The following is a 15,960-nucleotide window of genomic DNA, read 5'->3' as shown; positions in this document are numbered from 1 at the left end:
TGTCAGACACACCCTAGGCCCGTGGCGTGCGCGCCGGATCAGGCAGGGGCGTCGTTGGTTCCGTCCACAAGGTCTGGCGCGCGCAGGGCCAGGAGCTCGTGTGTGGGGAGGTCGCCGGCCATCCATTGCTTGATTGAGTCGGCGGCGCGCTCCAGCGCGTTTCCTAGGTGCTGGGTTCGTGACGCAATTTCCTGTAGCCGGTCGCGGCTCAGACTTCGTCGTACCTCTTCGACGAGCTGGTGCTGGCTGAGACCTGGTTTGAGGGCCGCTCGCTCGCCGGCGACGCTCAACCAGAAGTCGTCGCATTTGCTGGCGTACGCAAGCGGTACGGCAGGGACTTCCGCGACCACGGCAGCGACGACGCCGTGTAACCGCTCCGAGACCATGATCCGGCACCTGGCGATCTCGCGCATCATGTTGCGAACATCGCCGTCGAATCGGATGACGTGAATCTCCCGGCCGAGAAGACGGACGAGCTGTTCGGTTACTGGTGCGTCGGCCGGGGTGACTTCGAAAAGAGTGATGCTCGCGCCCAACTCCTCCGCCGCTCGGCGAACGCCCTGAGCGACATCGGCAACATCGAAGCGGCTCGTGCCTTCTGATCCCAGACACAAGCCGATGGTGTTCGCCGGCGTCGTGGTGATGTCAGTGTGACGCGGGTACAGCAACGCGGGGTCCCCGATCACCCCGGCGGGCTGCCAGTAGCTGGCGCACTCGGCTGCCGTTAGAGGCCCCCGAACTCCCAGCAACCCAACCTGCGGCTCGTTGCGCCACGCGGCCCAATCGTGCGGTTGCTTACTGAGGAGGAACTCATCTCCGCTCTCTGCCGCGCCGGCTCCAGGGATAAGCATCCCGGTGGCGCCGAACATTCGGCGGGCCAGTCGAGTATGGTCCGCCCAGGTGCGGAAGCCTATGGTCGTCCCGCCTCCCAGCAGCAACAGTCTCTCCGTGCCGGAGACGCGCGTCCGAGTCCGGGCGAAGTGTCCAGCCTCTTTGACCAGGTAGCGACCGAGCGTGAGGGGAGCGGTGAATTCGAGCGAATCGTCGAGCGCGACCTTCCAAGAGTCGTAGAGCAACTCGTCTCCGAAGTTGTCGTTGCCTTGCCAGCCAAGATAGATCAGCGATCGCTTCGTGCTCTTCATCAGTCGTCCTTCGGTTTCGGATCGGCGGTGTTACCGCGCGCGGAGCGCGGTGAGACAATCGGTGAACGCGTGACGGGCCGGGCGCAGAGCAGCAACGGCCGAGGCATACGCGACCCCCCATGCCGCGCCGGCGGCGAGCAACGAGATCACCCCCGAGCCAGGCAGCAGAGCTGCGGTTAGATAGCCGACGATGCCAGCAAGAAGAGCAATGAACGCGCCTGGAAGCAACGGGCGCAGGATGTCGTTCAGGCGAACGAAGCCGCCACGGCGACACGCAAGTGCTGTGGCTGTCGCGGTGGAGGCCGCGGAAACCACGGCGGCGATTGCGATCCCGACTGTGCCGGCGAGTGCGCCGACGGCGATAAGGGCCACCGTCAGCGCGGAGGTCGCCAGCGTCACCCGCGCCTGGAGCCGCACGAAGCCACCGGAGACGAGAACCCAGGACGCAAGCGAGACAATGACATTCGCGCATCCGGCCAGCATCAGAATGCGGAACAGCGCGGCAGAATCCGACCACGCCGATCCGAACAACGTCAGGATGAGGTCGTCGGCCACGGCAGCGAGTCCCGCCAGAAACGGCAGAACCGTCAACCCGACCAGGGAGGAGATGGTGCGCAGAAATCGGGCATACCGTTCCGGCTCATCTTTCAACCTGCTGAGCACCGGCAGAGCAACCCGGTGCAGGGGAGCGGCTATCTGCCCCACGGGGAGAGCAACGAGCTGGTTGGCTTGCGCGTAGAGCCCGGCCGCGGCGCTCCCGGCCGCGGCGGACACCGCGACGCGATCTGCATTCTGCGCGACGTAGCGGGAGAACTGGGTAACGCCGGAGTGGCCCGCGAAAGCCAACTCTGAACGCACGGCTGAAAGTCGGGCAGGTCTGCCTGGCCGCCACCGGTCAAACACCAGCAGAAGCCCAGCGAGAACGGCGGCGGTGAGCACCGCTTGAACGATCAGCGCATCAGAACCGGCTCCCGCGGCCGCAGCCGCCAGGGCCGCACAGCAGCCGACAACCGACGCACTGCCGTCGGCGATCGCCAGCCTGCGATATGCGTGCTCACGACCCAGGACCGCGCCAGGAACAGTCGCGAGGCCCGCGAACACCGGCGTCGTCGCCAGTATCACCGTGCTGATCCTGATGCTTCCGGTCAGCAACCACAGCACACCGAGCGCGGCGCCTGCACCCAAAACACCAAGCGCGATGGCCGCGTAATGGAACGAGCTCGCGATCGCGCGGTCGAACTCGCTTCGCTGAATGATCACATTCGCCAGACCGGAGGCGCGGATCACCTCGGCGAGAGTTGTGAAAACCAGGGCCACGGCCGCGAAGCCGTACGAACCTGGACCAAGCAAGCGAGCGAGCACGATGACGGTGGCGAATTGCAGCGCGAAGCGACCCCAGCTCGTCAACGCGGTGATGAGCCCGCCACGGGCAGCAACCGTACGCAACGGCGGCGACATTGCTTCCCTCATCCACCGATCCTTTCAATTTGAAAACTTCACTGTTTCAATATATCATAGTTTCATAACGTTGATTGATGGGAGCGAATGTGACGGTGCTGGGGGCAGTCTTCTTGGTCGCCGCGGTTGTCGCGTATCTGTGGGGGCGAGGCGCATTCGTGTACGTCCTGGCCGCATCGGCGGCATTCCCGGCCTCCGCGGCGATATCGGTGGGCGGCAACGCGCTGACACCCTTTGCGCTCATGGGGCTGCTGGCTGGCTGCGCTCTTCTGCTCGATCGAAGACGTGTGCTGGCCGGAGGGGGCCGGTCCATGTTGCTTGTTTTCGTGACGTGGTCTGTGCTGATCACCGTCGCCGGGCCGATCGTCTTCCGCGGGATGGCAGTCCTTTCGCCTCGGGACGGGATCGACAATGCCGTGGTCTCTCCGGCGCAGCTCGCCTTCAGCGTTTCGGCCATCGCGCAGGTCGTCTATCTCCTCGTCGGCGCCTTGGCGGTCGTCTTCCTCGCTCGCTCGGGGGCCAAACCAGGGCTGCCTGCGGTTCCGTTGGCCATTGCGACTGTCCTGTCCGCACTGTGCGGTCTCTGCGCGCTGGCTGGCGTTGCCTGGCCGCATGAACTGTTCGACACGAACCCCAACGTGCTCTATTCGGACACCTCTGACGGTGGGAACTCGCGACTGCGGGGCATCTTCAACGAACCTTCCGAACTCGCGGGCTTCTCCGTTGCTGCTGCCGCCTACTTCATGGTCGCAATCGCCCGCACCCGCGGGTGGACGCGCATGGTTTCTCTCGGTCTTGCCGGGTTGGCGCTCCTGAACATCAGCCTGTCCTCTTCGGGCACGGCCGCGATCGGTATCGCCGCTTTCGCGGCGCTGGCAGGCGGGGTAATCGTGATCCAGCTTGCTCGCAACGGTGGATGCATCATCCCCTACGTTGTCTTTGCCGTGCTGCTGATCGCCGTAGTCACCCTCGTCTTCGGCGCCCAGATCGCCGGCTGGATGAACGGGATCGTTGACGGCAAGGTGGGTAGCGAGTCCTATCTGAATCGCACAGCCGCCGACACCTTCTCACTTGGAGTTGCGCTCGATACGGGGGGCATCGGAGTGGGCCTGGGGGCCAACCGGCCCTCATCCTTCGTGACGATGCTGCTTTCGTGTGTGGGTGTCATCGGCGCCGTTTCATTCACGTTGTTCGTCGCGGCGGTCGCCGAGGAGGCGCTGAGGACCAGGGCTGCCCAGGCCGCATTCTGGTCACTCATCGCCCTTCTCGTTGCCAAGTCGGTGAGCCTGCCCGACCTCTCAACGCCGCTGCTGTGGCTTCTGCTCGGAGTGTGTGCGAGCGTGAGCTGGACTGTCCGCGACCCGAAACGCGAAGATGTCAAGCCAGCGATTTTGCAGACAACAAGTCAGCATGTTAATATGTTGGAACACTGAAACTCGGAAGGTGCCCTATGGATCTCAGAGAGTATTTCCGGGTGCTTCGTCGCCGGTGGATCTTGATGGTCGTGGTCGTGGTCGGAGCCGGGATCGCGGCGCAGGGTGTCACGATGCTCACTACGCCCCGATACGCTGCGACCTCGCAGCTGTTCGTGGCCGTGCATGGCAATGAATCCGTCGGCGATCTCAATCAGGGAAACGCTTTCGCGCAGAGCAGAGTGGCGTCGTACGTGAATTTGGCGACGAGTCCGAAGGTTCTCGATTCGGTCGCACAAGCCACCGGGATCTCGGCACATGATCTGTCCACATCCATCACGGCCACCACCGCGGCCAAGACGGTTTTGATCGAGATCCGCGCCGAGAGCTTTAATGCCAAGCGGGCGGCCGCGATCGCCAACGCGACGGCAGACGAGCTCGTCGCTCTGGTCAGTGAGTTGGAAGCGACCCGCGGGGACGCTCAGCCGCCGGTCACCCTCCGCAAGGTGCAAGACGCGGCGGTACCGACCATCCCGTTCGAGCCGAGTATGTTCCGCAACCTCGCGATTGGGCTGCTTCTGGGTCTTGCCGGCGGAATCGGCCTGGCGCTGCTGGTGGATCGTTTCGACACGCGGCTCCGCGGCCGTCAGGCCGTGGAAAACCTCGCTGAGGCGAGCGTCCTGGGCGCCTTCGTCGCCGAGTCCGGTCAGCAGCAGGATCTTCTGCTGCGTCCCAGTCAGAACTACTCCGCCCGGCACGAGGCATTCCGCCAGCTGCGAACCCACCTGCAGTTCGCGAACGTCGATGGTGGTGTTCGCTCGGTCCTGGTGACCTCTTCGATCCCAGGCGAGGGGAAGAGCACAACAGCCGCGAACCTCGCAATCGTGCTGGGGGAGTCGGGTTTGCGGGTTCTGCTGGTCGACGCGGATCTCAGACGCCCTATCGTGGCCAAGTCCTTCGGATTGGAGGGCTCCGTCGGACTGACTACCGTCCTGACCGGGCGCATCTCGCTTGAGGATGCTGTCCAGCCGGTTCGCGAGTTTGCTGGAGTCTCGGTGCTCACCGCCGGCACGCTCCCGCCTAATCCGAGTGAGATGCTCGCGTCCGCGGCGATGGAGCGCACCCTGGTCCAGATGCGTGATGCGTTCGATGTCATTGTGATCGATAGCCCTCCGCTGGTCAACGTTTCCGATGCCGGCGCCCTCGCCACGCTCGTCAGCGGTGTGCTGCTGGTGGCGAGCGCAGACGGCCGCCTGCACCGTGATCAGCTTGGACAGTCGCTGGAGAACTTGCGCTTTGTCAATGCGAAGGTTTTCGGTCTCGTCCTCAACCGACTTGACATCCCGAGAGGGAAAGCTGGGTATTACGGCTATGGGTATCAGCCGGAGGGTAGCGTTGAAACGGGTCGACACAGCCCGCGCGGGACGAAGACCCGCACCCGCCGTGGTGCCGGCGCTTCGGGCGGATCGCTCGAAGAAGGCTAAGCATCGAACGAGGAGATCGCGTTGAGGCGCCCTAAGATTCTGATCGTCTGCACTGGAAACATCTGCCGTTCGCCGTTTGCCGAGTTGCTTTTGGCGGACAGATTGCCCTTCACCACGGGGGCTGAACCGGAAGTGCGCAGTGCTGGCACAGCCGCGGTCACGAATGCTCCCATTCATGCGCTTTCGGCGGCCCAGTTAGAGAGTCGCGGAATCCAGCCGACACCGTTCTCAGCTCGTCAAGTTGATCGGGCGATGCTCACCCAATGTGATCTGATCCTGGGGATGACTCGCGCGCACCGAGCATGGCTTCTCAGTCTGCAGCCCGGTGTACTGCGGAGAACATTCACATTCCGGGAGTTCGCGACACTCGTGGCCGACTCCTCGAACATAACCAGCGGGTCTATGGCGGAACTGGTGCACTCGGCCTACCTTGCTCGGCCGTCAATCCAGCACGTGGTCAACGGCGAGGCCGCCGACATCGCGGACCCGTACAACGGCACCGTGTCCGATTTCCAGCAGATGGCGCGAGAGATCGACGCGTACGCCGACATGATCGTGAATGCCCTCACACGCGCGCAGCCAAACTAGACTCCTTTTCTCCTTTTCTCCTTTTCTCCTTTTCTCCTTTTCTCCTTTTCTCCTTTTCTCCTTTTCTCCTTTTCTCCTTTTCTCCTTTTCTCCTTTTCTCCTTTTCTCCTTTTCTCCTTTTCTCCTTTTCTCCTTTTCTCCTTTTCTCCCGGCTGATGCTCTATACTCCACTATGGCCAGAATAGCAATATACTGGTCGAGTCCCAATAAGCCAGAAGAGAGGGTCGAGATGCCGATTCCCGAGAGCAAGAAGACCGTGGTACCGAAGCGCGTCCTCCTGCGTGACGTTGTACGTGAGACCATCCGCAATGCCATCATGGACGGCACTCTCAAGCCGGGGGAGACGCTGAATGACGATGCCCTCCAGGAGTGGCTTGGCACCTCCCGGACACCTATTCGAGATGCGCTCAATGAGTTGTCGCGGTCGGGGCTGATCGAAATGGAGCCGAATCGCTTCACGCGGGTCGCGATGCTGCCCTCCGACTCGGAGGCTTACGAGGCGCTCACCGTGCTGGGGGTCATCTACGGCGGCGCTGCGGTGATCGCGGCTCCCCAGCTCTCCGCACCAGAGGCGCGGTCTCTGATAAGCAAGGTGAAATCCGCGGCGAAGGGGGTCAAGACGTTGAACGCTGATCTCATTCGCGAAAACATGCTCGCAGTGTACAAGGAGCTCGTTGAGTACTCGGACAACTCACTGCTTCAGAATCTCGCGCTCGAGACCATCGACGGACTTGCCTACAAGATTCGAGTCGCCCGTCTCGTTGAGATCCTCGATGCCGATTCGATCGCTCGCCTCTTGGACGAACTCATCGAAGCCTTCGAGTCCCGCGACGGCCTCCGCGCCCGGCGAGCAACCGATGCGATCTTTCGCCTACCCAGCGCTCACCTCAGCGAAGGGGCACTCGGAGTGTGAACTGACGCCTAAGTCGACCCGTTACTCCCGATGGCCCCCGTTGCTGGGGCTACCCCCCCGGTGCACGGCGGGGATGACAGTGCGGACGGCGACAGCCTAGGACTGCGGAGCGGGATGATGAAGGTCGGAGGACCAATGCAAAGTGCGGTGCCTGCGAGGTGGCCGGGACCCACGACGAGGATCAGTCGTGTCAACGGGGGATCGAGTTCAGATTCGAGCCGGCGACCGTCCTGAACGCAATCTACGCCGCGTCGAGGTAGATTCCGCGCCGCCGTCCGCTCGAAGCGTCGAACTCCGTCCAGTGTGCGGATGTGCTCGTGAGCGAGGCGTTCCTTCTGTGTAGCTCAAGCTTCACCGGCCTTAGCTTCAAGCCCGTCATCGGCGACAGCCCGCTCATGCTCACGTCTGCCTCGTCGTCGTCAACGATGGCGCGGGTCACCCGCTGCCCACCGTCCGACCTTCAACCGAGCGGCCCCCTCACCTTGCACAGATCGGTACCTCTTCAACCCGGGCCCGCCCGCATCCACAATCTCAGCGGCCTTCTAAGTGCCCGCGAGTGAGACGTCGCCGTCAGCAGCACCAATTCGAATGCATGGCCTGATCGCCCCTTTATCATCAAGAGCCTCGGTAGACGCAGGCCGCCCTTCAATCGAACGCGACGAGTGCGCCCGATGCCCCTCCATGGCTCGCGCTTCAGCGCAGTCGCCCTCTGTCCGACAGTCGCTGATCATCGTGATGGCTTTGACGTCTTAAGTTCCGAGCTAACCAAGCTGCCAAACCACTTGGAACGGGACCCCGTACAGCTTCGTTGTTCCGGTGCCCGTCAAGCGACACCTGCCTAGCAAGCCGGCTGCTCGGGGGCTGCGGCCTTGAGGCGCTCACAGGCGGCGAGAAGGGCCGCTCGGCGCAGCGATGTTCCTTCGGTTCGCTCGCGCGGCAGCAGGTATTCGGTGGAGTGCCGGGTGTGGTGCTGGCCTCATCTGGCCCCTCCACCCCGCTACGTCTCTCCTGTCCCCGCGGGGCGGGAGAGCCTAGGCGAACCGTTCTTGCACTGCTTGTCCCAGTCCGAGGAATTGGATGCGGACGGAACCCAGCGCCAGCGCGCTCTCAGCAAACCACAGTATCCAATATTTAAGCACAACAAAATGATCCTGATCAGCGCTTTGAGTGCCGGCGCCGATTCGCAACAAGGTAAAACATATCAAAATATTGACATTCTGATCCCTGTGTAGATAAAGATCGATCTTCCAGAACATTAGAATAATGATGCCTCGAAAGTTCACCCGATCCGATGGGAGCAGGCAGCATGAAGACACACATTGAAACAGGCGGCATGTCCGCCCTGTCGGTGGCAGCCTCGCGGCGCCTTCCGCTCTGGCAGCGGCCTGCGGCCCTGGCAGTTTCCGACACTCTGATCGTGGCTGGATCGCTCGCTCTCGGCACGCTGATGGCGGGCATGGCCTCGGTTCTTGCGTTCGAAGGAGCGGTCACTGCCCTTCTGTTCCTGTGTGGCTGGCTGATCGCCCTCGTCGTCGGTCGCAGCCGGGAAGCCCGAGTTTTGGGTTCGGGAACGTCGGAGTTTCGTCGCGTGGCCGTTTCCACGCTCTCTTTTGCCGGCTCGATGGCCGCGCTGCTGACGCTCTTCAGCATCGATCTGTCCGAAGGCCACTTCGTGATCTCGCTTCTCTCTGGGTTGCTGCTGCTTTTGGTGAGTCGTGCCCTCTGGCGGGTGGCTCTGGTAAGAGCCCGCCGCCGCGGTGTGGGGCTGATTCCAGTTGTCGTCGTCGGCGAGAATGCCGCTCCTATTGCGCGCCACTTGGCGAACGCGCCGGCGGCGGGACTGAATCCGGTGCAGATGCTCCCCGGGCCGGTCGACCCCGAGCAGGTAGTACGCGTTGCTGTGTCGACACGCGCAGAAGCGGTCGTCCTCACCGGTGACATCGGAGAGCCGCAGGACGCGCAGCACTTGATGTGGAGCCTCCAGGACCGTGGCCTCGAAGTCATCATTAGCACTGACCTGACCGCCATCGCCCCGGAGCGTGTGGGCTATAGCTTCGCAGATGGCCTCCCTCTGGCACGGGTGCGGCCGCGGGCAACCCGAACGATCGGGCGCGGGCTCAAGACAGTGGTCGATCGCGCAGGTGCGGCAGCGGGACTGGCGCTCATCAGCTCGTTGCTTGCTGCTGTCGCTATCGCCGTCCGCGCACAGGACGGTGGACCGGCGCTGTTCATCCAGAATCGGGTGGGCAAGGACGGCAAACAGTTCCGCATGGTCAAGTTCCGCACCATGTGCGTCGACGCCGAAGACCGCAAGGCGGAGCTCGCGACGCAGAACGACAGCACCGGCCCGCTGTTCAAAATGCACGACGACCCTCGCGTCACCCCGCTGGGCCGCATCCTGCGCAAGTACTCGATTGATGAATTGCCCCAGCTCTGGAACGTCCTCGTCGGCGACATGAGCCTAATCGGCCCCCGCCCGGCGCTGCCGGCTGAGGTTGCGGCCTACCCAGCGCACGCGACCCGACGCTTGCTCGTCAAGCCAGGCCTGACCGGTCTCTGGCAGGTGAGTGGCCGATCTGACCTGGCCTGGTCGGCGGCGCTCCGCCTGGACCTGTCCTATGTCGACAACTGGGCGCCCCGTCACGACATCGCCATCATCACCCGAACGGTCGGGGTACTCATCCGCCCCCGCGGCGCCTACTGAGAAGGGAGACAATCATGACCGGACTCATTGCACACGAATGGATCGAGCGCGTCGGTGGTGCCGAGCGTGTCCTCGACTCGTTCGCCGACATCTATCCCGATGCCGATCTGCTCTGCCTCTGGAACGATGTACCCGACCGATTCGAGGGGCGCGAGGTCGCCGAGAGTGTCCTTGCTCGTACTCCGCTGCGACGCAGCAAAGCACTCGCATTGCCGACAATGCCGCTGATCTGGCGCAAGCTCCGCAAACACGCCGACTACGACTGGATGCTCGTCAGCTCCCACCTCTTTGCCCACCACGCGCGAATCACAAGTGTTCCCGCCGAGCGCAAGTTTGTCTACGTTCATACTCCGGCCCGCTACATCTGGTCACCGGAGCTCGACGCTCGGGGGCGCAATCCGCTCGTGCGCGCTGTCGCACCATTGCTTCGCGCACTCGACGCGCGACGAGCGCGAGCCAACGCCAACGTTGCGGCGAACAGCGAGTTCGTGCGCAAGCGAATCAAGGACAGTTGGGGGGTCGACGCCACCGTGATCCACCCACCGGTCGATGTGGCAAAGCTCCAGGCCGTCGCCAACTGGAGCACCCGGCTAAGCGCCAAAGAGCGGTCAGTCATTAATGCACTTCCCGCACATTACGTTCTCGGCGCATCGCGTTTCGTGGGGTACAAGTGCCTAGACCTCGTGATCGCGGCCGGCCGCGCCTCCGGCATCCCGGTCGTCATCGCAGGATCGGGGCCGGAGGAACGACGACTCCGATCACTTGCAGAGGACGCTGGCGTGCCGGTCCATTTCGTCATCGAGCCCTCCGACTCTCTGCTCTCTGCGCTGATGCAGCGTGCTGCCGTTTACGTCTTCCCCGCCGTCGAGGACTTCGGAATCATGCCGGTCGAGGCCATGGCGCTCGGCACCCCGGTCGTGATCAACACGGCCGGCGGGACCTCGGAGTCGGTGATCGACGGTGTCACCGGTATCGCAGTGGCGGACTTCGACGACGAAACAGAACTCAGAAACGCGATCGAACGCGCGCTCGTCCTGGACGGCCAGGTCGCCCGGGTTCACGCCCGCGTCTTCGACACCCCCCGCTTCCAGAGCGCGATCCGCTCATGGATGAGCACCCAACCGGCCGCAGACGCCAGCCTCGTGGCCAGCTGACACCCGAAGCAAGGAGAACAACCATGAAGAACAAACTCATCGCGCCTCTCGGGGTCCTCGCACTGGCCGGCCTGGCACTGGCCGGATGCGCCAGCGCCCCGACACCCACGCCGTCACCATCAAACACAGCCATGGCGGTCCCTGAGATCGAAAAGAAGACGATCGTTTGCGAGAACGACGTCGCCACGGTCACCGACAACAACATCGAGGCCACCCTCGAGGGCGATTGCGCCACTGTGAACGTCCTGGCGTCCAACAGCATCGTCCACCTCGGCAAGGTTCGCAGCCTGTCCATCGAAGGGGCGATCAACAAGATCACCACCGCCGGCGCAGACGAGGTCTCCATCACCGGAAACGGCAACCTCATCATCACCCCGAACAATCCCACCCTGAGTGACAACGGCGAACAGAACGAACTCGCCAAGGAGGACAACGCCGGCTGACGTCCGCGTTCCTCGGCGACGCCTAAGGAGCTGTCGATGCCCATCCCTTCCGAACATGCCCTGCCCCGAAGTCGGGTCCTGCTGCGAGACATGGTCTACAGCAGAATTGTGGACGCAATCCTTGGCGGCCAATTGAAGCCCGGTGAGATCCTGCATGATCAGGACATCGAGAAATGGCTACAAGTGTCACGCACACCGATCCGGGAGGCGTTGGGCGAGCTTGCCTGGCAGGGCTTGGTGGAGATGGAGCCCAACCGTTTCACCCGCGTTGCCGTTCCGCTACCAAGCGAAGTGGCAGACACAATGCGAACGCTCGGCGCAATGCTCGCAGCAGCGGTTCACCTCGCCGTCCCACAGCTGACACCTGAAATGCAGAAGACAGCCAACGAGGCGGGGGAGCGGCTGCGTTCCGCGCTACAGGACCGCGACCTCGAGGGCACCCTGTCCTCAGCGTTCGCCCTCTGGCAGCACTACATCGACAACTGCGGCAACGCTGTCCTGCAGCGCATCTACAACGGTGCCAGCGCGGGGCTCGCCTTCCGGCTCCGCGCAGCGCAGGAAATCGATCGCCAAGACGCCGCATTCCTCCTTGCGCATCTCGAACAGCTGCTGGACAGCACCAACACGGGCGACGGCTGGGCCGCCAAGCGCGCCGTCGAAACGTTCCACCTGCTCGGTGAACCCGCTACCGCTGTTATGCATCAAGCGTAGGTGTGAAACCTTTGCAAAATTTGCATTGTAGAATTTTGTAGTGGAATCTAAATAGAGTTCTGAAATTACACAGACGCCCGGATGTCCCGATATCCGGCAACACGAAAGGAAACCATTCAGATGAAACCCCGCTATACCGCTTTCATCGGTGCCGGTGTGGCAGCAGCCCTCGCCTGCGGCATGTCTACCCCGGCCCTCGCCGCACCCGCCCCGAATCTCGAGCAGTCCGTGGTGGCCGCGTCCGCCGACGCCGCGACGAACCTCAGCCAGACCGCAACACCGACGATCCGTCCAGACGGCAACGGCACCATCACCCTCCGGACCGTGAACACCACCGGCGGCAAGCACACCATCAGCTACACCGTCACCGCCCCCACCGGCACCAAGTTCGCTAATGCGAACTACTACAGCAAGACGAACGCGTGGGGAGGTGGGAACTTCACTGCGAAGCTCTCGGACGACAGCCGAACGATCACCCTCTCCGACGCGTCGACCTCGGATGCCTGGCAGGAGCAGACCTTCACCCTGGCCTCTGCAGCGGACAACACGGCAGAGGGCATCGTCTCTGATGGACTGATGACCGTCACGGCAGGTACCTTCGCGCCCATCGGCTCGATGATTCCTGTCGCCTACAATGCAAAGGTGTCGTACATCGACCAGACGGCGTCCCCTTCGTTGAGCGCCGGCTTCTCGGGCTCTGTCACCATGCGAATCAATGTCAAGTCCGCCAGCCAGAAAGGCCTCTCCTACACTCTGACCGCCCCGTCGGGGACCACTTTCAAGGACGCGACCCGCTCGTGGAAGAACAGCGATGGCGGATCTGGCTCAAGCACCGTCACGCTGTCGGCGGACAAGCGCACGATCACCATGACGTCGCCGGAGTCTAGTGTCAAGTACAACGACGGTTGGGTCGATGAGACGTACACCCTCATCTCGGACCCCAGCAACACCCGGAAGGGAGAGGTCAGCGATGGATTGCTCACAATTACCGGCGGTTCGTTCCTGACGGTCGGTAGTACCCACAAGGTGAGCTATACGGCAGTGGACCCAGCGGTCAACCAGACCAGCGTTCCTAAGCTTGCCCCCGGACAGGTTCAGGGCGCTACCGTCTCCGTCACCAACCCGGCCAGTGGTGCCTCAAAGGGGACCACGTTCGTTGTGAAGGCGCCATCGGGCACCACGTTCGCCTCGGACAAGGTCAGCTGGTCCACCCAGAACTCCACCGAGAAGGGAACCTTCATCGGGACGCTCTCCAACGACAACAAGACCCTGACCGTAACGTCCAACGTGTACCTGATCGTCCAGGGACTGGTGCGCGATCACACTTTCTCCCTGCAGGCTGACGCCGGCAACACCCGGACCGGTGTGATCTCCGACGGTTCCTTTGAGTTCGTCTCCGGTTCTGCAATCCCCGTTGGTGCCAGGACCGCGGTTGCGTATGAGTCGACCTATGTGGCTCCGAAGCCGGTGGGCGTGAGTCTGTCGGCTCCTGCTGCTGGTGCGGTGATAACGGACACGAAGCGGCCGGTGTTTACGGGCAAGGGTCAGCCGGGTGGGACGGTGACGGTGAAGGGCAACTCGGGAAAGACGATCGCGTCTGCGGTTGTCGACAAGGACGGTAACTGGACTGCCACCGCCAACGCGGACGTATATAACGGGGCCTACCTGGGCGCGGTGTCGCAGGATGTGGATGGCACGAGTGTGCCGTATTCGTTCACCGTGAACGTGAAGGGCAACGAGGAGCCTAAGGAGACTCCGGAGCCGCAGGCTCCGATCGAGTCGGTCACCCTGAACAGTCCGGGTGTTGGTGGGACGACCACGGCGACCAAGCCGGTGTTCGCCGGTAAGGGTCACCCGGGAGCGACGATCGAGGTCAAGGGTAACTCCGGTCGTGTGATCGCTTCTGGCACGGTGGATAAGGACGGCAACTGGTCGGCGACGTCGACGGTCACCCTGGGTCTGGGTCGCTACCTGGGCTCGGTTGTGCAGACTGCTGGCGATAAGTTCTCCTCGGTTGCGTTTGATTACGCGATCGTGCGTGCGGCCGAGCAGGTCACCCTGGTGACCCCAGCGATCGGTGGGAAGACCACCGAGGTGAACCCGGCCTTCACCGGTAAGGGCCAGGCCGGCGCCAGCATCGAGGTAAAGGGAAATTCCGGCCGCACGATCGCCACGGCGATTGTGAAGGCGGATGGCACCTGGTCGGCGACCTCCACGGTCACTCTGGGCCTGGGCCACTACCTCGGCACCGTCCACCAGAACGCTACTGGTGAGCTGAGCCAGGTCGCCTTCGATTACAAGATCGTCCGCGCGGCCACCCAGGTCACCCTGACTTCGCCGGCGATCGGTGCGAGAGTGACGGACCTGAGCCCGACCTTCACCGGTAAGGGTGAGCCGGGTGCGGTCATCGAGGTCAAGGGCAACTCCGGCAAGGTCCTTGCCACTGGCACCGTGAAGGCGGACGGCACATGGTCGGCGACCTCCACCGTCGAGCTGTGGGAGGGCCACTTCCTCGGCACCGTCCACCAGGACGCCGGCGGTGAGCTGAGCCAAACCGGCTTCGACTACACCATCACCAAGTAACACACACAACAACAAGTGGGGGCCCGGACAACCGTCCGAGGCCCCCACCACCATACGTAGTGAATCGGCCTGACCTTTGTTCCTATCTGGAGTTTTGTCCGGCAGGTGCCGGATTGGCTGATTCCAGGTCAGCGTAGTACGCGGTTTCGACCTCGATCGGGGTGTGCATGTCGAGTTCGCCGTGGAGGCGTTGATTGTTCCACCACCACACGTATTCCAAGGTCGCCAGTTCGACCTGCTCGACCGTGCGCCAGGGGCCTTGCTGACGGATCAGTTCGGTCTTGTAGAGGTTGTTGACCGCCTCTGCGAGGGCGTTATCGAACGAGTCGCCGATTGTTCCGGTGGAGGGTACGGCCCCGAGTTCGACGATGCGGTCGGTGTAGACCATCGCCATGTAGTTCGATCCGTGGTCGGAGTGATGGGTCAGTCCGGCCAGGTCTCCGCCGGCATCCCAGGCGGCCATGTCCAGCGCCTGCAACGGCAGAATCTCGGCCTTCAAAGTGGCCGCGACGTTCCAGCCCACGATCCGGCGCGAGAAGACGTCGGTGACGAAGGCGACATAGGCGAACCCGGACCAGGTCGCGACATAGGTGACGTCGCAGACCCAGAGCCGCCGTGGAGCGTCGGCGCGGAAGCGCCGCTTCACGAGGTCCGCCGTCAACGACAGGACCTTGTCGGTCTTCGTGGTGAACACCCGTTTGGACTTCTTCACCCCACGGACCCCGGCCAGACGCATCAGTCGCTCGGTCTGGTCCCGGCCGATCTGCCAGCCTTGCCGGCGCATCAGCGCATGCATCTTCCGGCGACCATAGACGCCGTAGTTCTCGGCATGCAGCCGGGCGATCTCTGGAACCAGCAGGTCATCACGCAGTTGTCGGGCCGACGGCACTCGATCCACCGCGGCGCGATAACCGCGGGAGGTGAGGAACCCCTGGACTGCCGGTCGGAGGACCCAGCAGATAAGCTCGACCCCGAAACGATCCCGGTGCAGGTCAATGAACCGGATCATCTCGGTCAGGGACGGTCGAGCTCCTTCGCGAAATACACACTCGCAGCCTTCAGGATCTCGTTCGCCTTCCGCAGCTCGGCGACCTCCTTCCGCAGCCGTTTGATCTCCGCCGCCGCATCAGTCGTGACCCCGGCCTTCACTCCGGCGTCGACCTCGTAGCGGCGCTGCCACAACCTCAGCGTTTCGGGGCTCATCCCGAGTAGTCCGGCGACGTGACGGATCGCGCTCATCATCGTCGGGTGCTCCGGCCGAGCCTCCGCGAGCATCCGAAGAGCCCGCTCACGCATCTCCGGCGAGTATGCCCTGTTCATCGTGTTCCATCCTTACTTGAAGAACGGAACGAAAGTCAGGCCGATTCA

The 15,960-nt window shown here is 63.1% G+C and carries 14 protein-coding genes, 1 pseudogene and 1 other annotated feature; of the genes and pseudogenes, 9 read left to right on the top strand and 6 right to left on the bottom strand.

The window, feature by feature from the left end:
- Positions 1 to 38: 38 nt before the first annotated feature.
- Both U870_RS0121500 and U870_RS0121495 read right to left on the bottom strand, forming a co-directional pair.
- Positions 39 to 1,142 (bottom strand): polysaccharide pyruvyl transferase family protein, encoded by a 1,104-nt coding sequence (locus U870_RS0121500; RefSeq protein ID WP_025159412.1) that lies wholly within the window; start codon positions 1,140 to 1,142, stop codon positions 39 to 41.
- Between the two features lie 30 nt (positions 1,143 to 1,172).
- Positions 1,173 to 2,612: an oligosaccharide flippase family protein gene (locus U870_RS0121495; RefSeq protein ID WP_025159411.1), complete on the bottom strand. Its 1,440-nt coding sequence runs from the start codon at positions 2,610 to 2,612 to the stop codon at positions 1,173 to 1,175.
- 65 nt (positions 2,613 to 2,677) lie between these two features.
- Between U870_RS0121495 and U870_RS0121490 the strand changes: the two genes are divergently transcribed.
- The 3 genes and pseudogenes from U870_RS0121490 to U870_RS25180 form a co-directional block, all read left to right on the top strand.
- Entirely contained in the window at positions 2,678 to 4,033 is a 1,356-nt protein-coding gene (locus U870_RS0121490) for a hypothetical protein (protein ID WP_162819235.1), read from the top strand.
- A 17-nt stretch (positions 4,034 to 4,050) separates the two neighbouring features.
- Positions 4,051 to 5,496 carry a polysaccharide biosynthesis tyrosine autokinase gene (locus tag U870_RS0121485; RefSeq protein ID WP_025159409.1) on the top strand — a complete coding sequence of 482 codons (1,446 nt, stop codon included), beginning with the start codon at positions 4,051 to 4,053 and terminating at the stop codon, positions 5,494 to 5,496.
- A gap of 21 nt (positions 5,497 to 5,517) precedes the next feature.
- Positions 5,518 to 5,847: pseudogene (locus U870_RS25180) on the top strand (low molecular weight phosphatase family protein); the annotation flags it as partial.
- A gap of 90 nt (positions 5,848 to 5,937) precedes the next feature.
- Here the strand turns inward: U870_RS25180 and U870_RS24960 are convergent.
- Positions 5,938 to 6,255 (bottom strand): hypothetical protein, encoded by a 318-nt coding sequence (locus U870_RS24960; protein WP_240183773.1) that lies wholly within the window; start codon positions 6,253 to 6,255, stop codon positions 5,938 to 5,940.
- A 1-nt stretch (position 6,256) separates the two neighbouring features.
- On the opposite strand from U870_RS24960, the gene U870_RS23410 reads away from it, so the two are divergent.
- On the top strand, positions 6,257 to 6,997 hold the full coding sequence (locus tag U870_RS23410; protein ID WP_081815409.1) for a GntR family transcriptional regulator: 741 nt from the start codon (positions 6,257 to 6,259) through the stop codon (positions 6,995 to 6,997).
- A 241-nt stretch (positions 6,998 to 7,238) separates the two neighbouring features.
- On the opposite strand, the gene U870_RS0121470 is transcribed toward U870_RS23410, so the two are convergent.
- The gene (locus U870_RS0121470) at positions 7,239 to 7,436 is read right to left on the bottom strand and encodes a hypothetical protein (RefSeq protein WP_025159406.1); all 198 of its coding nucleotides are present in this window, start codon (positions 7,434 to 7,436) and stop codon (positions 7,239 to 7,241) included.
- A 592-nt stretch (positions 7,437 to 8,028) separates the two neighbouring features.
- A complete protein-coding gene (locus U870_RS24545) occupies positions 8,029 to 8,253 on the bottom strand; it encodes a hypothetical protein (RefSeq protein ID WP_162819234.1) in 225 nt (74 codons plus the stop codon).
- Positions 8,254 to 8,303: 50 nt separating this feature from the next.
- On the opposite strand from U870_RS24545, the gene U870_RS0121465 reads away from it, so the two are divergent.
- The 5 genes from U870_RS0121465 (at position 8,304) to U870_RS0121445 (ending at position 14,592) form a co-directional block, all read left to right on the top strand.
- The gene (locus U870_RS0121465) at positions 8,304 to 9,701 is read left to right on the top strand and encodes a sugar transferase (RefSeq protein WP_162819233.1); all 1,398 of its coding nucleotides are present in this window, start codon (positions 8,304 to 8,306) and stop codon (positions 9,699 to 9,701) included.
- Positions 9,702 to 9,715: 14 nt separating this feature from the next.
- Entirely contained in the window at positions 9,716 to 10,855 is a 1,140-nt protein-coding gene (locus U870_RS0121460; protein ID WP_029947997.1) for a glycosyltransferase, read from the top strand.
- 23 nt (positions 10,856 to 10,878) lie between these two features.
- Positions 10,879 to 11,298 carry a DUF3060 domain-containing protein gene (locus U870_RS0121455; protein WP_025159403.1) on the top strand — a complete coding sequence of 140 codons (420 nt, stop codon included), beginning with the start codon at positions 10,879 to 10,881 and terminating at the stop codon, positions 11,296 to 11,298.
- A gap of 36 nt (positions 11,299 to 11,334) precedes the next feature.
- Complete coding sequence (locus U870_RS23405; RefSeq protein WP_025159402.1) at positions 11,335 to 12,009, top strand: GntR family transcriptional regulator; 675 nt, start codon at positions 11,335 to 11,337, stop codon at positions 12,007 to 12,009.
- A 120-nt stretch (positions 12,010 to 12,129) separates the two neighbouring features.
- Positions 12,130 to 14,592, top strand: a complete 2,463-nt coding sequence (locus U870_RS0121445; RefSeq protein WP_025159401.1) for an Ig-like domain-containing protein — start codon at positions 12,130 to 12,132, stop codon at positions 14,590 to 14,592.
- An 82-nt stretch (positions 14,593 to 14,674) separates the two neighbouring features.
- Here the strand turns inward: U870_RS0121445 and U870_RS24130 are convergent.
- Positions 14,675 to 15,912, bottom strand: a protein-coding gene (locus U870_RS24130) for an IS3 family transposase (RefSeq protein WP_115644480.1) whose coding sequence is annotated in 2 segments (ribosomal slippage) — positions 14,675 to 15,636 and positions 15,636 to 15,912 — 1,239 coding nt in all. Because the reading frame shifts where the segments join, the coding sequence is not laid out codon by codon here.
- Positions 15,524 to 15,640 (bottom strand) — a sequence feature (AL1L pseudoknot). Its footprint overlaps the gene before it by 117 nt.
- Positions 15,913 to 15,960: the final 48 nt, after the last annotated feature.

The organism is Leifsonia aquatica H1aii (assembly GCF_000633535.1).
GTDB lineage: Bacteria > Actinomycetota > Actinomycetes > Actinomycetales > Microbacteriaceae > Leifsonia > Leifsonia aquatica_A.
The sequence above is the reverse complement of the archived record's forward strand: the minus strand, read 5'-3'. Positions and strand labels throughout refer to the sequence as shown.